16 protein-coding genes are annotated in these 17,686 nt (G+C 35.1%); 3 read left to right on the forward strand and 13 right to left on the reverse strand.

The window, feature by feature from the left end; genetic code table 11:
* Positions 1-3: 3 nt before the first annotated feature.
* From FOL89_RS03935 to FOL89_RS03995, 13 genes are all read right to left on the reverse strand, one after another.
* Positions 4-636 (reverse strand): SGNH/GDSL hydrolase family protein, encoded by a 633-nt coding sequence (locus FOL89_RS03935; protein ID WP_144281543.1) that lies wholly within the window; start codon positions 634-636, stop codon positions 4-6.
* Positions 636-1,616, reverse strand: coding sequence for an N-acetylneuraminate synthase family protein (locus FOL89_RS03940; RefSeq protein WP_144281544.1), 981 nt, complete (start codon positions 1,614-1,616; stop codon positions 636-638). The genes FOL89_RS03935 and FOL89_RS03940 overlap by 1 nt, the downstream gene beginning before the upstream one ends.
* Complete coding sequence (locus FOL89_RS03945) at positions 1,609-2,415, reverse strand: cytidylyltransferase domain-containing protein (RefSeq protein ID WP_144281545.1); 807 nt, start codon at positions 2,413-2,415, stop codon at positions 1,609-1,611. The genes FOL89_RS03940 and FOL89_RS03945 overlap by 8 nt, the downstream gene beginning before the upstream one ends.
* Positions 2,408-2,845, reverse strand: coding sequence for a YhcH/YjgK/YiaL family protein (locus FOL89_RS03950; protein ID WP_144281546.1), 438 nt, complete (start codon positions 2,843-2,845; stop codon positions 2,408-2,410). The genes FOL89_RS03945 and FOL89_RS03950 overlap by 8 nt, the downstream gene beginning before the upstream one ends.
* Positions 2,842-3,885 carry a nucleotidyltransferase family protein gene (locus FOL89_RS03955; RefSeq protein WP_144281547.1) on the reverse strand — a complete coding sequence of 348 codons (1,044 nt, stop codon included), beginning with the start codon at positions 3,883-3,885 and terminating at the stop codon, positions 2,842-2,844. The genes FOL89_RS03950 and FOL89_RS03955 overlap by 4 nt, the downstream gene beginning before the upstream one ends.
* Positions 3,885-4,943, reverse strand: coding sequence for an N-acetylneuraminate synthase family protein (locus FOL89_RS03960; RefSeq protein WP_144281548.1), 1,059 nt, complete (start codon positions 4,941-4,943; stop codon positions 3,885-3,887). Before FOL89_RS03960 ends, FOL89_RS03955 begins: the two co-directional genes overlap by 1 nt.
* A gap of 63 nt (positions 4,944-5,006) precedes the next feature.
* Positions 5,007-5,837, reverse strand: a complete 831-nt coding sequence (locus FOL89_RS03965; protein WP_144281549.1) for a hypothetical protein — start codon at positions 5,835-5,837, stop codon at positions 5,007-5,009.
* 5 nt (positions 5,838-5,842) lie between these two features.
* Positions 5,843-6,487 carry a NeuD/PglB/VioB family sugar acetyltransferase gene (locus FOL89_RS03970; RefSeq protein ID WP_144281550.1) on the reverse strand — a complete coding sequence of 215 codons (645 nt, stop codon included), beginning with the start codon at positions 6,485-6,487 and terminating at the stop codon, positions 5,843-5,845.
* On the reverse strand, positions 6,488-7,639 hold the full coding sequence (locus tag FOL89_RS03975; protein WP_144281551.1) for a LegC family aminotransferase: 1,152 nt from the start codon (positions 7,637-7,639) through the stop codon (positions 6,488-6,490).
* 5 nt (positions 7,640-7,644) lie between these two features.
* Positions 7,645-8,832, reverse strand: a complete 1,188-nt coding sequence (locus FOL89_RS03980; RefSeq protein WP_144281552.1) for a UDP-N-acetylglucosamine 4,6-dehydratase — start codon at positions 8,830-8,832, stop codon at positions 7,645-7,647.
* An 86-nt stretch (positions 8,833-8,918) separates the two neighbouring features.
* Positions 8,919-9,779 carry a glucose-1-phosphate thymidylyltransferase RfbA gene (rfbA, locus tag FOL89_RS03985; protein ID WP_144281553.1) on the reverse strand — a complete coding sequence of 287 codons (861 nt, stop codon included), beginning with the start codon at positions 9,777-9,779 and terminating at the stop codon, positions 8,919-8,921.
* A gap of 11 nt (positions 9,780-9,790) precedes the next feature.
* Positions 9,791-10,870, reverse strand: coding sequence for a dTDP-glucose 4,6-dehydratase (gene rfbB / locus FOL89_RS03990; protein ID WP_144281554.1), 1,080 nt, complete (start codon positions 10,868-10,870; stop codon positions 9,791-9,793).
* Positions 10,871-11,011: 141 nt separating this feature from the next.
* On the reverse strand, positions 11,012-12,322 hold the full coding sequence (locus FOL89_RS03995) for a UDP-glucose dehydrogenase family protein (protein WP_144281555.1): 1,311 nt from the start codon (positions 12,320-12,322) through the stop codon (positions 11,012-11,014).
* Positions 12,323-12,610: 288 nt separating this feature from the next.
* On the opposite strand from FOL89_RS03995, the gene rimP reads away from it, so the two are divergent.
* From rimP to infB, 3 genes are all read left to right on the forward strand, one after another.
* Positions 12,611-13,078, forward strand: a complete 468-nt coding sequence (rimP, locus tag FOL89_RS04000; RefSeq protein ID WP_144281556.1) for a ribosome assembly cofactor RimP — start codon at positions 12,611-12,613, stop codon at positions 13,076-13,078.
* Between the two features lie 18 nt (positions 13,079-13,096).
* Positions 13,097-14,332, forward strand: a complete 1,236-nt coding sequence (gene nusA / locus FOL89_RS04005; protein WP_089743677.1) for a transcription termination factor NusA — start codon at positions 13,097-13,099, stop codon at positions 14,330-14,332.
* Between the two features lie 78 nt (positions 14,333-14,410).
* Positions 14,411-17,362, forward strand: a complete 2,952-nt coding sequence (gene infB / locus FOL89_RS04010; protein ID WP_144281557.1) for a translation initiation factor IF-2 — start codon at positions 14,411-14,413, stop codon at positions 17,360-17,362.
* Positions 17,363-17,686 lie beyond the last annotated feature (324 nt).

The raw sequence follows: 17,686 nt of genomic DNA on the forward strand, positions 1-17,686 counted from the left end.
AAATTAGTTAAAATTGATGAATTCTTTTATTTTATTATATATAAAAAGATGGCCCTTCGGGTTTATGTGAAAATGATCTGACATTATAGCTTCCAAAGGAACTTTACTCAAATCAATATGATTATAGTTTTTAATTGCATCATTATAAAGTTCTATTTTTCTTTTTACACCAGGAAGAAGTTTTTCATATTCATCATTTGCAGGAAGAATTGTCAAAAATACCAATTGAGTGTTGGGAAATGATTGACTAATGTGTTTAAGATTATTTCTAAACTGATAAATATTTACATAGCTAATATTTCTTTTAGCTCTCCACTTAGGATTATTTATATTTTTAATAATTTTTGCACCTATCATTTTAGGAATTTTTCTAAGAATTTCCATTTCAAACTTAGTTGCAAATCTTGGCGCGCAATCTACAATTCCAACCTGAATTATTATAAGATCAGGTTGGAAAGTCTTATGGTAGCTTACTTGTGTTAAAATATCTGTAGATGTTGCCGCACCAATAGAAACCTGATGGATTAAATAACCTTCTTTCTTTAGCAATTCTGGCCATGTTTCATGGAATAGTGTAGTTTCAGGAAACTCTCTAGCCAAAGGTAATGAATCTGAAAATATCAATATTTTTTTCATTAAGTAATCATTGCTTTAGATATTGGATAGTCTTTTTCTATATTTTCTAATAGTTTTTTACCAATCAATTCATCTTTTATATTATGTTGATTCTCACTTTGATGGTATAGCTTTAAAGATATATCATCTTCTTTCAGTATAGTTCCGGCAGCTAAAGATTTCGTAGCTACTGCAATAAGCTGTCTGTTACGGTAATTATTCTCTGCAACACTCATTTCAAGATGATTTTTGTGAAGGATGTAGGTGTCGATAAAATTCAGATTATTCATAATTTCTTTTATTTTATCACCAGAAACGGCAGAAGAATAATCAGTTCTCTCTTCCCCTTCTTTCATCGTAATGTGCTTCTCAAAAACAGTTGCACCCAAAAACCTTGCATAATCATTACTAATGATAGAAAATTTGTCATTGTAAGATGAGTGATCTGCATATCCTATCCTAAGAGATGGGTATTTTTGATGATAATAATTGATTTTAGCCAAATTTACATCTTCCAATGCGGAAGGAAAAGACTGGAAACCAACCATTAAAACTTCAACCTTTTTTCCGAAAAAACTAATCAGATCATCTACTTCGTCTTCAGTTCTTCCGCCAATTCCTAAAATAATCTTACATTCTGTGCTATTTATTTTTTCAAGCAAATTTCTATCATTAAATGATACAGAATGAATATCAATATATTTAGCGAAATGGCTAAGTTTGATAGCTTCGGTATTTAAAGGCATTAAGATAATATCTAAACCTATGCTTTGAGTATATGATAAGATATTATTCCATTGATCGTAACTAAAGCAGAATTTTGAAAGTATATCATAATCCTTGTGTTTGGGGCTTACAAAATCTCCACAATTTGTAAGTACCTGAAATTTGATTCCGTTTACTCCAATTCTTTTACTTTCATCAATGAGCTGCATAAGATAATTGTAATCTCCTTCATGATGAAAGGCTGTTTCTGTGTATAGATAGGTATGATTATTCATAAAGATTCAGTTGTTTAGAGTTCTTTTTTCTTTTTTCCATATCAAGTCTGAACTCTTCAAATGGAATTAATTTGCCATAAGGAAGTTTTACCATTCCCTGATTGTGAATTGTAGAGTTTTCTATTTCCTGGAGAGAATAAAGTTTTAGTATATCTGCAAGAAGTATATTTTCTGAGTTCTTATTAATGAACTTTATAATTTCTCTACTTCTTTTGAGGTCTTCCGGTGTATCTACGGTCACTGTAAAATGAGAAAAATCTTCCCTAAAAGGATTAATAATTCCACAGGTAAAATTTTCAGGATTGAATAAGAAGAGCATCAGATATTCGCTAACTTTGGGATCCATTTCAGAATGACATTTTATAAGAGCGTCTAGTTTTATGACTTCTGAAGTCGCACCAATAGGGACGTCTGCCAATCTAACATAATCAAGATTGTTGTCTGCGGCAAACTCTATCTGCTGAGATATATATTCCGTAGAAGTAAAAGGATTGTCTCCTGTTATTCTGATGATGTAATCTGCTTTTTCTTTTTTTCCTACACTTATGAGTCTTTCTGTAACCTCATCAGCTGATCCGCGGTATATTTTTACGCCGTTTCTTTCAGCAATATCTTCCAGAATGTCATCTACATTTTCTTTGGAAGTGCAGATGTATATGTCATCAATGGTATTGATAGATTTGATTCGGTCAATCAAAAATTCAATCATTGTTTTAGTGGGATACAAATCTCTTAATATTTTCAAGGGAAGCCTTGTAGAGACTGTTCTGGCAATAATGCAAGCAATTACTTTAGACATTTTTGGGTATTTTTAATACGATTTTTAAAGCATCATTCGTCAGTTGATTACTATGTAGCTCATTAGGCTCTATCATTGCGAAACAATTTTTAGTGATTTTCATTTCCGCAATTGTAGTGCTAGAAAAAAGCTGATAATCTTGGTCTATATTATAGTCGCACTTTTGTATTTTGTTTTTTTCTGTACCAAAAAAAATAACATCATGACCATTGATAGGAAAGTGAAAATCAATGTATTTCTTGTGAGATTCAAATACATTTTCTTCATAGTTTGAGGTATTGAGTATAATAATTTTTGAGGCTTTATCATCTAAAATATGCCAGTTCCCGAGACTCAATTCTTCAAAGGGAGTATTCAATAATTTATTTACCTGAAAAATAATATTTTCTTCAATATATTTTTCAAGATGATCTACTGTATCAATAATCATAACTTCAAATGTTTAATATCTTCCTGTGCTTTTGTATAATCTTCGTGTCTACCGATATCCAGCCAGTAGCCATTGATGGGATAGGTGATGATTTTTTTATCCATTCTCAAGACTTTTTCCATCAGATCAGTGATGTCAAAAAACTCATCTTCGGGAATCATGGTCAATAAAGATTTTTTTAGAATGTAAATTCCGGCACTGGAAAAATAAGTATATCTTGGTTTCTCTTTCAGCGATTTTACAGTTTGTTTTTCATCAGCTTCCAGCACGGCGTAAGGTACATCTACATGATAGCTTGTTGCTGCAACCGCCATGTCTGCATCAGAATTTTTAAAACTTTTATAAAAGTCTGCAAAATCTATGTTAGTCAGTAGGTCACTATTCATGATAATAATATCATCATGCTGAAAATCTTCACAGAGAAGTACAGAGCCAATAGTTCCCAATGGTTTGGTTTCTTTTACATACGAAATTTGAATTCCTTTATCTTTTCCGTCTTTAAAATAGTTTTCAAGCTGCTCTCCCAGATAATTGATGCTGAGGTGAATTTTATTAATTCCTACATGAATGAGGCGGTCGATATTATGTTCAATAATAGGTTTGTCGCCTACTTTCAGCAGTGGTTTCGGAGTTTTTTCGGTGAGCGGCCGCAGTCTTTTGCCTTCTCCGCCTGCCATGAGTACAGCTTCTGCAGGAATGAGGGCACTTTTGGTACGGAAATTCAGAATATCTGTAATCTGATGCTCCTGATTGACGATTGGAATAATCTTAAAATTTTTCTTCTTAAAATCTTCCAGCTTTTCCTGATTGTATTCATTTTCATAAATGAATTTGGGATCCGGCTGAATGAATTCTACAATAGAATCTTCAAAGCCCAATCCTTTGATAAACCCACGACGAAGATCTCCGTCTGTAAGGGAGCCAATCAGTTTTTGATTTTCATCAGTTACAAAAAGAATAGCATCTATACTGAGGTCATTAAGCTTAATGAGTGCAGACCTTACAGATTCGTCTTTTTTGATCAGGTGTATTTTGTTCATTACTGCAGGTTTTCCCATTTTAAGACCGTATCTTCTTCAATGTCTTTTTTCAGGCTTCTGCCAATAATCTGCTCAATCAAATCGGGCGAAATACCCGTTCCTGGTCTTTTGGAGGTTAGATTTTCTTCCGTAAGAATATGCCCTGCTTTCAGATTTGCTGTTGTTACAATACTTCTTCTAAATTTGTCTTTTTTTGCCTGCTCATCAGAAGAAACCACCCGTTTTAAAGAACCTAGAGATTCTGATATTTTCTTGCTTTCCTCACAGATAACTTTCATTTCAAACGGATCTGCAGATATCTCATGATCCCAACCCGGCAGATTTTTATCTGTAGTAAAATGTTTTTCAATGATACACGCTCCTAATGCAACGCTTGCAAGTGGTATTGAAAACCCAAACGAATGATCTGAAAACCCGATAGGAATATCCCCAAAAGTCTGTTGAAGCATGGTAATATTTTTCAGATTAATATCTTCGTTTTTCGGAGGGTAAATAGAAATGCAATGTAGTAGTGATAATTCATTTGCTCCTTTTTTATACAAAAGATTCAGGGCATTATCTATTTCAGCGATAGTGGCCATTCCGGTGGAAAGAATAATAGGTTTTTTTCTTTCAGCAACATAATTCAAAAGCTGATAATTGTTGAGATCCATTGAAGCGATTTTGTAAAACGGAACATCGCATTTGTCTAACAAATCTACTTCTGCATGAGAAAATGGAGTAGAACAAAAATCAATTTGTAAAGAATCGCAAAACTCTTTGAGCTCAAAATGCTGTTCTTCTCTCAAATAGTATTTTTCTACCATTTCTTTCAGAGAACCAAAGTGCTTCTTGGGTGAATCATCATATTTCTGGTTTCTGTCGTATTCTTCTTTTGCAATAAGCGAAGTGGGAGTCCATGACTGAAACTTTACACAATCAGCGCCACAATCTTTCGCAGATTGTATCATTTCTCTTGCCAAATCCATGTCTCCATTATGATTTGCACCAATTTCGGCAATGATATAAGGAGTAGAGTAGTTGTAAATTTCTTTGTCTTTTATAAATATTTTTTTCATAATTAGATTTTCATTGTTTATCACTTTATTTTGTCAAAATTTTACTTGCCAAGCAAAGTGGTTTTATAATATTTCTGTTTCTTCCCACCAAAAGAGGTTTTGGTTCTTCTTCGTAGCAGAAAGGTTTACATCTTCTAAATTATTTAGTTTTTTTAATTCCTGTTCAAGTTCCGAATATCCTAAGCTGATTAGACTTTCGTAATGTTTTTTTTTAACATTAATTATTTTTCTGAGATTCTCTACAGTTAAACCTTTGTCTATTCCTGCAATATTATCATCGTGCTGCAAATAATAGGTTTGACATTCTGATGTAAATGCCGCTTTTATTCCTGTATCTTTTAAAAGTTGATAAAAATAAAACCAATCAAATGCAACAGGAGTATTGCTCAATTGGGTTTTATGTGCTAAAATATTTTTTTTCAAACCAACATTTCCTAATCCGATAATATTTTTATTGATAATAAATTGATAATCAAACTCAAAATCATTTTGTAATCTTTCAGACCACATCGAAGATGAATGAACTCCATTATTGTCAAGCTTTTTCAAATCATTGCAGACAATCAGGTTGTTTTTCAATTTATCAATTAAAACATCAAACCTGTTAATACTAAAAAGGTCGTCAATATCCTGAAAAATATAGCTTTCAATATCATTAAAATTCTTACTAAGATATTGAATAGAATGGTGTCTTATTTCATTGATCGTTCCTTTTACAGGTATAATTTTATATGGAAATTTAACTTTTTTAAATAAAATCTCAGGATTTTCAATACCATCATTAAAAATAATTAATATAATATTATCTGTATTTATTTTATTGATGCGATTCGTGAAGCTTTCAATAAAATCAAGAGCATTAGGATAAATGTAAGTAACGATAGCGTTTTTCATCAATGTTATTCTATTTTTCTTACAGGATTTCCCACATACACCCCTGAATTGTCAATATTATTTATTACGACAGTTCCCGAACCGATGACGGTTTGATTCCCAATATTGATATTATTGGCGATATTTGCTCCGCTTCCAATAAAATTTTCATCGCCTATTGTGGAGTCTCCGTTAATAATTGTTCCGGTAGAGATATGGTTGTGATTTCCTATTGTTACATCATGTTCCAGAATGGCTCCGGTATTGATGATATTGTTTGAGCCTATTTTTACACCGCTGTTGAGGAAAGTCTTGTGCATTACAATAGATCCTTCTCCAATTTTTGCGGTTTCAGAAACGTATGCGGTGGGTGCAATAATTGTTTCTATTTGCGCTCCAATCGCTGTAAGTTTCCGGAAAATTCTTTTCCTGAGTTCTGCATTTTTGATTTGTCCTACGGTAATAAAAAAAACATTTCCCTGCTCGTGAAATTTTAAATAATCGTCATCATTACCAATAACTTTTACTCCAAGAATTTTTTTTCCCAGTTCAGAAGGCAGGTCCAATATTCCTGCTATATGATATTTTCCTGTTGAGTTGATGATCTCAATGCAGGATTTGCAATGTCCGCCACCGCCAATCAGGATTATATTTTTTCTATTAGAAGACATTTATTTTCTTACACTGCTTGGTAAATTTACAATTCTTTCGGCTAAATACCGACTGTTTTTCAGTCCGTCATGTTCACAATTCTTAAACATAGGTAATGAAGTCATCAGTTCCCAAATCGGGCGTGTCATCACTTTTTGAGCATTAGACTGTTCTAAAAACAGATCTCTTTCATTTTCATCAGGAAAAAGTACGGCATTCAGCCAGTAATTGGCTTTAGAATTTTCTGTTTCTGCCATAAACTTCACATCAGAATGTTCAAAATACTCCTGATATTGTTTTGCGGTTTTCCTTTTATTTAAAATAAAATCATCAATCTGCTCCAACTGAGCGCAAGCAAGAGCAGCATTCAGGTTGGGCATCCGGTAATTATAGCCAATCTCATCATGCATAAACTTCCACGGATGCGGAATTTTTGCCTGAGTTGTTATATGTTTCGCTTTTTTAGCAATTTCTTCATCATTGGTAATGATGGCACCTCCGCCGCCACAAGTAATGGTTTTGTTTCCATTGAAACTGAAAACTCCAAGTTTTCCGAAAGTTCCGGTGTGTTTGCCTTTATAATAGCTGCCTAAAGATTCGGCGGCGTCTTCAACAACGGCGATGTTCCACTGGCTGCAGATATTCTGTATCTCATCAATTCTGCAAGGCAGACCAAATGTATGCATCGGAACGCAGGCAGAGATTTTTTTACCCGTTTTTTTATTATAAGTAAAACCGTCTGCTTTTCTTTCTGCATTGTTTTCTAAAAACTGAGATAAAGCAGTAGGAGACATTCCCATCGTATCTGCATCTACATCAATAAATACAGGTTTTGCCCCGATGTAGCTTATTGCATTTGCGGTGGCAATAAAAGTTAAAGCCTGTGAAAGTATCTCGTCATCAGGTTGAACTCCGCTCAATAGTAATGCGATATGCAGTGCATTGGTTCCGTTCACACAGGCGACTGCGTATTTTGCGCCGGTATATTCGCACATTTTCTGTTCAAAAAGATCTACAAAAGCTCCTACAGAAGACACAAAAGTAGAATCTATGGTTTCGTTAAGGTATTTTTTTTCGTTGCCACCGAAATATGGAGCATGAAGCGGGATGAAATTTTCTTTTTCATCAAAAACCTCACGGATAAACTGTGTGATTTTTTGATTTCTTTCCATTGTAATTACATTTTAGAATCCAGATACTTGCCTGTTTCTTTGTGGTTGAAATTAGGAATCATCCAATTAAATAAATCAACTATTTCCTTCTTTTCCCAGCTTCCCTTGTCTCGCATAGCGATAATTTCAGATTCAAAATGCTGAAGTTTAACCTCTTCTATGTTTAAGCTGTTTTTTACAATACCCAAGTTGGCAAATCTGCTCATATCAAGTGATTCGTTTTCGGTAAAAAATTCTTCAAAATCTTTTTCTCCGGTGGTGTCGCTTTCAGTAAATAAACAAGGCCATTTTTTTTGGGAGGAAAGCTCAGCAGCTCTTTCTCTTGCCTCTTCTTCAGATTCGCATAGATGAGGTTCATATCCCAATTGTTCAAGATATTTTATGGCAATTTCGGCAAAAGTGATGAGGTGTAGATTTTCACTCAGTTTAGGAAAAAATATATCTCTGTTTTCACCGAAAATGGCAGACATAAGACATAACTCTCCTGATTCTTTAGGGGTTACAAAATATCTTTTGATATCGTTGGGCGCAACAATAGGCTGCATTTTTTCAATTCTTTTGTTGAATCCGTGCAAGAGAGAACCGTCTGAAAAGGCAACATTCGCAAATCGGGCAGTAGAAATGGTAATTTCCTGACTTCTTTTCATCAGAAACATTTCCATAATTCTTTTAGATGCTCCCATCATGTTTACCGGGTTCGCAGCTTTGTCTGTAGAAACGCAAAAATATTTATGACTTCCTTTTTGTATAGACTGATGAATGGTTTTATCGGTGTTGAATACATTCACATCAATCATTCTCATCAAGGTAAAAGGATCTTTTTCGCTTCTTACGTGTTTCAGAGCGGAAAGATTGAGTATGTAATCATAATTTCCGTCAGCTTTAATAAATGCATTGTAAATATCTGAACCGATGTCTAGAGCAAAGGTTTTGAATTCCCCATCGGTGTAACCTATGGAACTTCTGAGATCGCGCACCAATTCGACAAGATTGTTTTCGCTGATGTCTACTACGTGTAATTTTTTAGGATTTCTCTTGAAAATTTCCTTGGTGGTTGCCTGTCCGATAGAACCGGCTCCTCCGATCACCAAAAAACGGGAACCGGAAATAATTTTTTGTAATTCTTTTTCATGTGTACTGATATCCTCGTTGAAAAGTTCTTCGGTACGTCCTATAAGCTCAAGTGTGTTCATATTTTGAGTTTAATAATAATTGATTGTAACCCAATCTTCATCAGGTTATTTCAAAACCCAACAGAGGGAAAAGATAGGTTTTGTAATTATTGTGCAAGTTTTTTCAGGTATTCGCCATATCCGCTTTTGCCATATTTTGCAGCAGTTTCCAAAAGTTTTTCTTCGTTGATGAATCCGTTTCTGAAGGCAATTTCTTCAATGCATCCAATCTTAAAACCCTGTCTTTTTTCAATAACGCTTACAAATTCTGAAGCGTCATTAAGTGAATCAAAAGTTCCGGTATCCAGCCATGCAGTACCTCTGTCAAGAACCCCGACTTCAAGTTTTCCTTTCCTGAGGTATACATTGTTGATGTCAGTAATTTCAAGTTCTCCTCGTGGGGAAGGTTTGATGTTTTTTGCAATCTCCACAACTTCATTGTCATAAAAATACAATCCGGGAACAGCGTAATTTGATTTTGGCTCTAAAGGTTTTTCTTCAATAGAAACTGCTTTAAAATTTTCATCAAATTCCACTACGCCATATCTTTCAGGATCTGAAACATGATAGGCAAAAACAACGCCTCCATCAGGATTGGTTTTATTTTTCAGCAAAGTTCCCATTTCGGAACCGTAAAAAATATTATCTCCTAAAACCAGTGCAGCAGAGTCATTTCCAATAAATTCATCTCCCAAAATAAAAGCCTGCGCTAATCCGTCCGGATTTGCCTGTACTACATATTCTATATTGCACCCAATTTGCGAACCGTCTCCTAATAGCTTGATAAAACCAGCCTGATCATGCGGAGTTGTGATGATTAAAATGTCTTTAATTCCTGCTAAAAGTAAGGTCGAAAGCGGATAATAAATCATCGGTTTGTCGTAAACCGGCATCAGTTGCTTGCTTACAGCAATGGTAAGAGGATAAAGTCTGGTTCCGGATCCTCCGGCGAGTATTATTCCTTTCATTTTTTTGTGTATTAGCTATATTGCTTTTCGTAATATTTTTTATAATCCCCGCTCGTTACATTTTCCAGCCACTCCTTATTTTCCAAAAACCAGTTTATTGTCTTTGCTAAACCCTCTTCAAATGTTACAGAAGGTTTCCATCCCAAATCTTTGTTTAGTTTCGTGGCATCTATAGCGTAACGTTTATCGTGTCCCGGTCTGTCTTTCACGAAGGTAATCAGTTTTTCGCTGTAACCTTCAGGGTTTCCGAGCTTGGCATCCATTTGTTTGATGAGCTCTTTGATAAGATCAATATTTTGCCATTCGTTCCATCCACCGATATTATAGGTTTCACCTGTTTTGGCTTCATGAAAAATCCTGAAAATAGCTTTGGCGTGATCTACTACAAAAAGCCAGTCTCTGGTGTATTTTCCGTCTCCGTAAATAGGAAGAGGTTTTTCATTAATAATATTAAAAATACAAAGAGGAATCAGTTTTTCGGGAAAATGGTTAGGACCATAATTGTTGGAACAGTTGGATACAATAAACGGCATTCCGTAAGTATTTCCATAGGCTCTTACCAAATGGTCAGAAGCTGCTTTGCTGGCTGAATATGGTGATTTCGGATCGTAAGAGGTTTCTTCTGTGAAAAACCCGGTCTCTCCTAATGCGCCGTAAACTTCATCGGTGGAAACATGATAGAACAGGTTGGCTCTCTTTTCGTCCGGAAAATTACCGTGTTGATGATCCGGGTTTAATGTCCAGAATTCTTTTGCTAAATTCAAAAGATTAGCTGTTCCGTTAACATTGGTATTAATAAACGCATTCGGATCTGTGATGCTTCTGTCTACATGACTTTCTGCAGCTAAATGAATGACAGCGTCCGGATGATATTTTTCAAAAACTGCTCTTAATTCTTCAGGTTTTGTGATGTCGGCTTTTTCAAAAACATAATTAGGCTCGTTTTCAATATCTTTTAAATTCTCAAGGTTACCTGCATACGTCAATGCGTCAAGATTGATAATTTTAGTTTCAGGTAAATTTTTAACAAATTCTCTTACTACATGTGAACCTATAAATCCTGCTCCTCCGGTTATGATGATGTTTTTCATTAGGACTATGCTTTTTCTGTTTATCCCAGTTTCCTGTGACTATTTTTTAAACCACTTAATGGTTTTTACTTATTTTTTTGTGTCCATAGGTTCTCTATGGCTATTAAGTTGAATATTTGAGGATTCTAAATCCTTTCTTATTTATTTGATTGTTTTCCGTCCTATACTTTTATAAAAGAACCCATTTTGCTCGGGAATTTCAAGAGGAAACATATTTCTTCCGTCAAAAATAGCTTTGTTTTTCATTTTTTTAGCCATTAATTCAAAATTCGGGTTTTTAAATTCCGGCCATTCCGTAGCAATAAATAAGGCATCTGCATCTTCTAATGCATCATACATTGTATTTGCATAAGATATTTTGTCCCCCAATACTTTTTTCACATTATCTTCGGCGATAAGATCGTACGCAATAACTTTAGCGCCTTTTTCCAAAAGAATGGCAATATTATCTAAAGACGATGCTTCTCTGATGTCATCCGTATTGGCTTTAAAAGCTAACCCCCACATTGCAATTTTCTTTCCTGTAATATTTCCTTCAAAATATTTTTCAATTTCAGAAGCAAGAATGACTTTTTGTGCGATATTTACTTTTTCGGTTGCCTGTAAAATCTGAAAATCAAAATTATCATCTTTTCCGGATTTTATCAATGCCTTCACATCTTTTGGAAAGCAGCTTCCGCCGTACCCTATTCCCGGGAAAAGAAAACGATGTCCTATTCTGTCATCACTTCCCATTCCTAGTCTTACTTTATCTACATCTGCGCCTACTTTTTCGCAATAGTTGGCGATTTCATTCATGAACGTAATTTTTACGGCTAAAAAAGAATTCGAAGCATATTTTGTGAGCTCCGAAGATTTCTCATCCATAAAAATAATGGGAACACCGGTATTGGTAAATGGCTGATAAATCTTAGCCATAATATCTTTTGCGGTTTCTGAACTGGATCCTACCACCACTCTCGCAGGATTCATAGAATCTTCCACAGCAAAACCCTCTCTTAGAAATTCTGGATTAGAAACTACATCAAACGGGATTTTTGTTTTGGATGCGATTACATCCCTTACTTTGTCTGCAGTGCCTACAGGAACAGTACTCTTATTAACGATGACTTTGTATTCTGTCATCATTTCACCAATATCATTGGCAACTTTCAAAACATAAGAGAGATCGGCAGAGCCATCTTCTCCTGGAGGAGTTGGTAAAGCCAGGTAAATAACTTCACTTTTATCTAAAGCTTCTCTTAAATTGGTGGTGAAAAATAATCTTTCGGACTGTATGTTTCTCAGAAACATTTCTTCAAGATTCGGCTCATAGATGGGAACTACGCCGTTTTTCATACCTTCTACTTTTTTTTCATCTATATCAACACAGTATACAGAATTTCCAAGTTCTGCAAGGGTGGTTCCGGTAACCAAGCCTACATAGCCTGTTCCTACTATTGTTATATTCAAAATATATGTTTTTAAAAATTTTTGACAAAAATACTAAAAATACTTTCAATATAATTCAAATGTGCCTTAACTTACAGAAAGTCATTAGTGAAAGAGCTTAGATAATAAATAAACATGATTGATGAGAAATTTTCAATTTCAGAAACTTATAAGTTATTTTATTGATTATGAATAAGGTTTGTGTTTTTTAGAAAAAAGTCTTATCTTTGCAGGAGATTTACGGAAAAAATGGAAAGGCTTCTAAGAGAAAGCCTTTTTTCGTACTGGTAAATCAGGTATTTATAGAATATGGAGTTTAGAAAAAATATTGAAACATTATTAAATGATTTTCTGGAAACAAGAAAAGATTTGTTTCTTATTGATTTGAAGTTTTCTGCTGCGGATGATATTACGGTAATCTTAGATGGTGACAACGGTGTATCTGTTCAGGATTGTCTTGATGCAAGCCGGGCAATAGAATTTAATATGGATCGTGAGGAGCATGATTTCAGTCTTCAGGTAATGTCGGCAGGACTAAGTGAGCCGCTTTCCATTCCTAGGCAGTATAAGAAAAACATTGGTCGCGAAATTGAAGTTCTTTTGAATGATTCATCCAAAATTGAAGGTGAACTTGCTCTCGTGGATGAAGAAAAAATCACTTTAATACTTCGGTATAGAAAACCGAAAGATATCGGTAAAGGTAAAGTTGATGTTGAGGAGGAGAAGGAAATTCCTTACACGGAAATTAAAAAAGCGTTGGTAGTAATTAAATTTTAATAAAAAGAAAAAAGATAAATGGATAATATAGCGTTGATTGAATCCTTTGGTGATTTTAAAGACGAGAAAGGGATCAGTAAGATTGATTTGATGGCGATTATTGAAGATTCCCTCAAAACATTGCTTAGAAAAAGATATGATTCTGACGATCATTTTGATGTGATTGTAAACCCGGATAAAGGAGATTTTCAGATATTTTTAAATAAAACAATCGTTGAAGATGATATGTCTGAAGACGATGATCTTGAAATTGAAATTTCTGCAGCAAAAAAAATAGATCCTACTTTTGAAGTAGGAGAAGATTTTACCATGGAAATTCCGGTGGCCCAGTTAGGAAGAAGAAATATTTTGACGCTGAAACAGATTTTAGCAACAAAATTGCAGGAGCATAATAACGCCATGCTTTACGAACAGTTCAGAGACAGAATTGGTGAGATTGTTATCGGAGAGATTCATCACATTCGTCATAAGCACGTAATTTTGCTTGATGATGAGGGGAACGAGTTTATTTTGCCGAAAGAAAATCAGATTCCTTCAGATTTTTTTAAAAAAGGTGAAAATATCAGAGCAATCGTAGAAAGTGTTGATTTTAAAGGTTCTAAGCCGCAAATCATTATCTCAAGAACTGCTCCTAAATTCCTTGAAAAATTATTGGAATTGGAGATTCCTGAAATTCAGGATGGAACAATTATCCTTAAAAAAGCGGTAAGAATTCCTGGTGAAAAAGCAAAAATTGCTGTGGATGCGTATGACGACAGAATAGATCCTGTAGGAGCTTGTGTCGGAGTAAAAGGTTCCAGAATCCATGGTGTGGTAAGAGAATTAAGAAACGAAAATATAGATGTGATTCAGTGGTCTAAAAACCCTGAAATTATGGTAAAACGAGCTTTAGGAAATGTTACCATCAATAAAATTGACATCAACGAGGAGGCAAACTATGCATTGGTGTATACTCCGGTTGAAGAGATTTCTAAAGTTATCGGTAAACAGGGACAAAACATCAGACTGGCTTCATGGCTGTCTGGATACGAAATTGACGTATACAGAGAAGCTAGCGAAGATGATGACGTAGACTTGAAAGAGTTTAATGATGATATCGAACAGTGGATTTTGGATGAATTTAATAAAGTAGGTCTTACTACAGCAAAATCCGTGTTGGATAAGGATACAGAAAGTCTTTTGAATATGGTAGATCTTGAAGAAGAAACCATTGAAGATGTAAAACGTATTTTAAGAGAGGAATTTGAAGATTAATATTTAGAAATAAATTTTAATAAAAGTAAAAAAGGATACTTTAATTTTTAAGAATTAAAAAAACAGTAAATAATATAGATGCCAAAAATAAGATTAAATAAAGCGGTTAAGGAATTCAACATTTCGATGTCCAGATTGGTAGAGTTTTTACAGTCTAAGGGTTTCGAGGTTGAAAGCAATCCTAACGCTCAATTAGAAGAAGCGGCATATTCTGCATTGGAAGCTGAGTTTGCCAAAGATGGTGAACAGCGTAAAGCTTCCCATGAGGTGGTGATATCTAAAGTTCCGGAAGAAAAGCTGGAAATTGAAGAAAAGAAAACCCCCGAAGTAATAAGAGCTAAAGCTAATATAAAACCGGAAACCAGAATTTTAGGTAAAATAGATCTTGAACCTAAAAAGGAGGAACCCGTGGCTAAAGAGCCTTTTCCTGAGCCTTCTCAACCAGAAGAAAAACAAAAAGAGGAGGTGAAAGAAGTAAAAGAAACAGAAATACCTGCTCCTGAAGTAAAGTCAGCTCCTGAAAAACAGGAATTTAAAGTATTGGATAAAATTGATCTCTCACAGATAGAAAGTAGCAGAAACAGACCTGCAAAAAAAGAAAAACCAAAAGCTGAAGAGAAAAAAATAGCTGAACCTGCAAAAGAAACTCCAAAGGCAGTTGAAAAACCTGTACAAAAAGCAGAAGAACCTAAACCATCTGCTCCTACAGAAGAATCTCAGGAGCCTCAGAAGATAGAAACGGTTTACCAGAAACTTGATGGACCTAAAATTGTTGGCGAAAAAATAGATCTAACTCAATTTGCCCCAAAACCAAATTCAGGAGCGAAAAAGAAGAGAAAAAGAATAGAGAAACCGGGTGGTTCTAACCAAAATAACGGCAATAACCAACAAGGTGGAAATCAGCAAGGCAATCGTCCTCAAGGACAAGGCGGACAAAACCGTCAGGGACAAGGTGGACAAAATCGTCCGCAAGGTCAAGGCGGACAAGGCGGTGGAAGCCGTTTTGGAAATAATAATCAGGGCAATCGTCCACCAGGACAAGGCGGACAGGGCGGAAACAGAGGAGGCTTCAACAGAGGCGGACAAGGAAACAGACCTGGTCAGAGAACAATGCCTGTAGAATTAACTGATGAGCAGGTTAAAAACCAAATCAAGGAAACTTTAGAAAAGCTTACCAATAAAGGAGGTAAATCTAAATCTTCCAAACACAGAAAAGATAAAAGAAGTTTCCGTAGAGAGCAGGATGAGCGTCAGCAGGAAATAGATGCAGCAGACAGAACATTGAAAGTAACCGAATTCATCACTGTTGGTGAATTAGCAAGCTTAATGAATGTTTCTCCTACAGAAGTTATTTCTGCTTGTTTCTCATTAGGAGTTATGGTTACCATGAACCAAAGATTAGAAGCTGATACACTACTGTTGGTAGCTGATGAATTTGGTTATAAAATAGAATTCTCAGATGCTGATCTTGAAGATGCAGACTCTGAAGAAGATATGGATACAGAAGAAAGTTTATTACCTAGAGCGCCAATCGTTACCGTAATGGGACACGTTGACCATGGTAAAACTTCATTACTGGATTATGTAAGAAAAACTAACGTGATTGCAGGTGAATCGGGTGGAATTACTCAGCACATCGGAGCTTATAACGTGAAATTGGAAAATGGTCAGAGAATTACATTCTTAGATACTCCGGGTCACGAAGCATTTACAGCGATGAGAGCGAGAGGTGCACAGGTTACAGATATTGCGATTATCGTAATTGCTGCGGATGATGATGTAATGCCTCAGACGAAAGAAGCAATTTCTCACGCTCAGGCAGCAGGTGTTCCGATGATTATAGCAATCAATAAAGTAGACAAACCGAATGCTAACCCGGATAATATCCGTCAACAGCTTTCCGGAATGAATATTTTGGTAGAAGAATGGGGTGGAAATGTTCAGGCGCAGGAAATTTCTGCAAAATTTGGTAACAACGTAGATGCGTTATTGGAAAAAGTATTGCTTCAGGCAGAAATGCTTGAGCTTAAAGCAAATCCTGAACGTGCTGCAAATGGTGTTGTAATTGAGGCTTCATTAGACAAAGGAAGAGGTTATGTAGCAACCATGCTTGTACAGACCGGAACTTTAAGAGTGGGAGATTATGTTGTAGCGGGTAAAAATCATGGTAAAGTAAAAGCTTTGCTTGATGAAAGAGGTAAAAATCTTTCAGAGGCCGGTCCATCAATTCCTGCAACAATATTAGGTTTAGACGGAGCGCCTACAGCAGGGGATAAATTCCGTGTTTATGCTGATGAAGGTGAAGGTAAATCAATTGCCAACAAGAGAGAGCAACTACAGAGAGAATTGTCAATCAGAACCAAGAAGCATACAACCCTTGAAGAATTGGGCAGACGTATTGCTTTAGGAGAATTTAAAGAATTGAATATTATCCTTAAAGGGGACGTAGATGGTTCTGTAGAAGCATTGTCTGATCAGTTACAGAGATTGTCTACCGAAGAAATCAGCGTCAATATCCTTCACTCAGGTGTCGGACAAATTACCGAGTCGGATATCAACTTAGCAGCAGCGTCTGATGCAATTATTATCGGATTCAACGTAAGAGCCGGAGCTAACGCAAAAGATCTTGCAGATCGTGAGGAGATTGAAATCAGAACATATTCTGTTATCTACAAAGCAATTGATGAGGTAAAAGAAGCTATGGAAGGAATGCTTTCCCCTGAAATTCAGGAACAGGTAATCGGTAATGTGGAAATCCGTGAAGTATTTAAAATCTCTAAAGTAGGAACCATTGCAGGATGTATGGTTCTTACTGGAAAAGTTACCAGAAACTCTAAAGTTCGTTTGCTAAGAGATGGTATTGTTAAATTTGACGGTGAACTCGAAAGTTTGAAGCGTTTTAAAGACGATGTAAAAGAAGTAACCAAAGGTTACGAATGTGGTTTGAATTTGAAAGGCTATAATGATATCGAACAGGGCGACATTCTTGAAGTATACGAAGAAGTAGCTGTGAAGAAAAAATTGAAATAATTTAATTTTGTATATATTAGAAATTCTCCTGTGTCGAAAGATGCAGGAGGATTTTGTTTTTAAATGATTTAATCAAATTTTTATGAGTTGAAAATTTTTTTATGAATGAAATTATTTTATAGTTTTTGAATTAAAGTTTATTTGTTTTACACTTAAACTACTTACAAATCTATTTCGGAGGTATTTTTTTCAGGAGCTATATCCCGCTTTTCACTTTTCCTTTTTGCTTTTTTTTAAAATTTTTCTCACAGTTATTCAGGGAGTTAAGGGGAGATATTAATTTAGGATTAATTTTATGTTAAATAAATTTGGAGTTTGGGGGAA

This window comes from Chryseobacterium echinoideorum, from assembly GCF_007474535.1.
In the GTDB taxonomy this organism is placed as follows: Bacteria; Bacteroidota; Bacteroidia; order Flavobacteriales; family Weeksellaceae; genus Chryseobacterium; species Chryseobacterium echinoideorum.

Coding starts and splice junctions, on each gene's coding strand:
- FOL89_RS03935 (WP_144281543.1), bottom strand. CDS start 636: ATGAAAAAAATATTGATATTTTCAGATTCATTACCTTTGGCTAGAGAG.
- FOL89_RS03940 (WP_144281544.1), bottom strand. CDS start 1,616: ATGAATAATCATACCTATCTATACACAGAAACAGCCTTTCATCATGAA.
- FOL89_RS03945 (WP_144281545.1), bottom strand. CDS start 2,415: ATGTCTAAAGTAATTGCTTGCATTATTGCCAGAACAGTCTCTACAAGG.
- FOL89_RS03950 (WP_144281546.1), bottom strand. CDS start 2,845: ATGATTATTGATACAGTAGATCATCTTGAAAAATATATTGAAGAAAAT.
- FOL89_RS03955 (WP_144281547.1), bottom strand. CDS start 3,885: ATGAACAAAATACACCTGATCAAAAAAGACGAATCTGTAAGGTCTGCA.
- FOL89_RS03960 (WP_144281548.1), bottom strand. CDS start 4,943: ATGAAAAAAATATTTATAAAAGACAAAGAAATTTACAACTACTCTACT.
- FOL89_RS03965 (WP_144281549.1), bottom strand. CDS start 5,837: ATGAAAAACGCTATCGTTACTTACATTTATCCTAATGCTCTTGATTTT.
- FOL89_RS03970 (WP_144281550.1), bottom strand. CDS start 6,487: ATGTCTTCTAATAGAAAAAATATAATCCTGATTGGCGGTGGCGGACAT.
- FOL89_RS03975 (WP_144281551.1), bottom strand. CDS start 7,639: ATGGAAAGAAATCAAAAAATCACACAGTTTATCCGTGAGGTTTTTGAT.
- FOL89_RS03980 (WP_144281552.1), bottom strand. CDS start 8,832: ATGAACACACTTGAGCTTATAGGACGTACCGAAGAACTTTTCAACGAG.
- rfbA (WP_144281553.1), bottom strand. CDS start 9,779: ATGAAAGGAATAATACTCGCCGGAGGATCCGGAACCAGACTTTATCCT.
- rfbB (WP_144281554.1), bottom strand. CDS start 10,870: ATGAAAAACATCATCATAACCGGAGGAGCAGGATTTATAGGTTCACAT.
- rimP (WP_144281556.1), top strand. CDS start 12,611: ATGGAGTTTAGAAAAAATATTGAAACATTATTAAATGATTTTCTGGAA.
- nusA (WP_089743677.1), top strand. CDS start 13,097: ATGGATAATATAGCGTTGATTGAATCCTTTGGTGATTTTAAAGACGAG.
- infB (WP_144281557.1), top strand. CDS start 14,411: ATGCCAAAAATAAGATTAAATAAAGCGGTTAAGGAATTCAACATTTCG.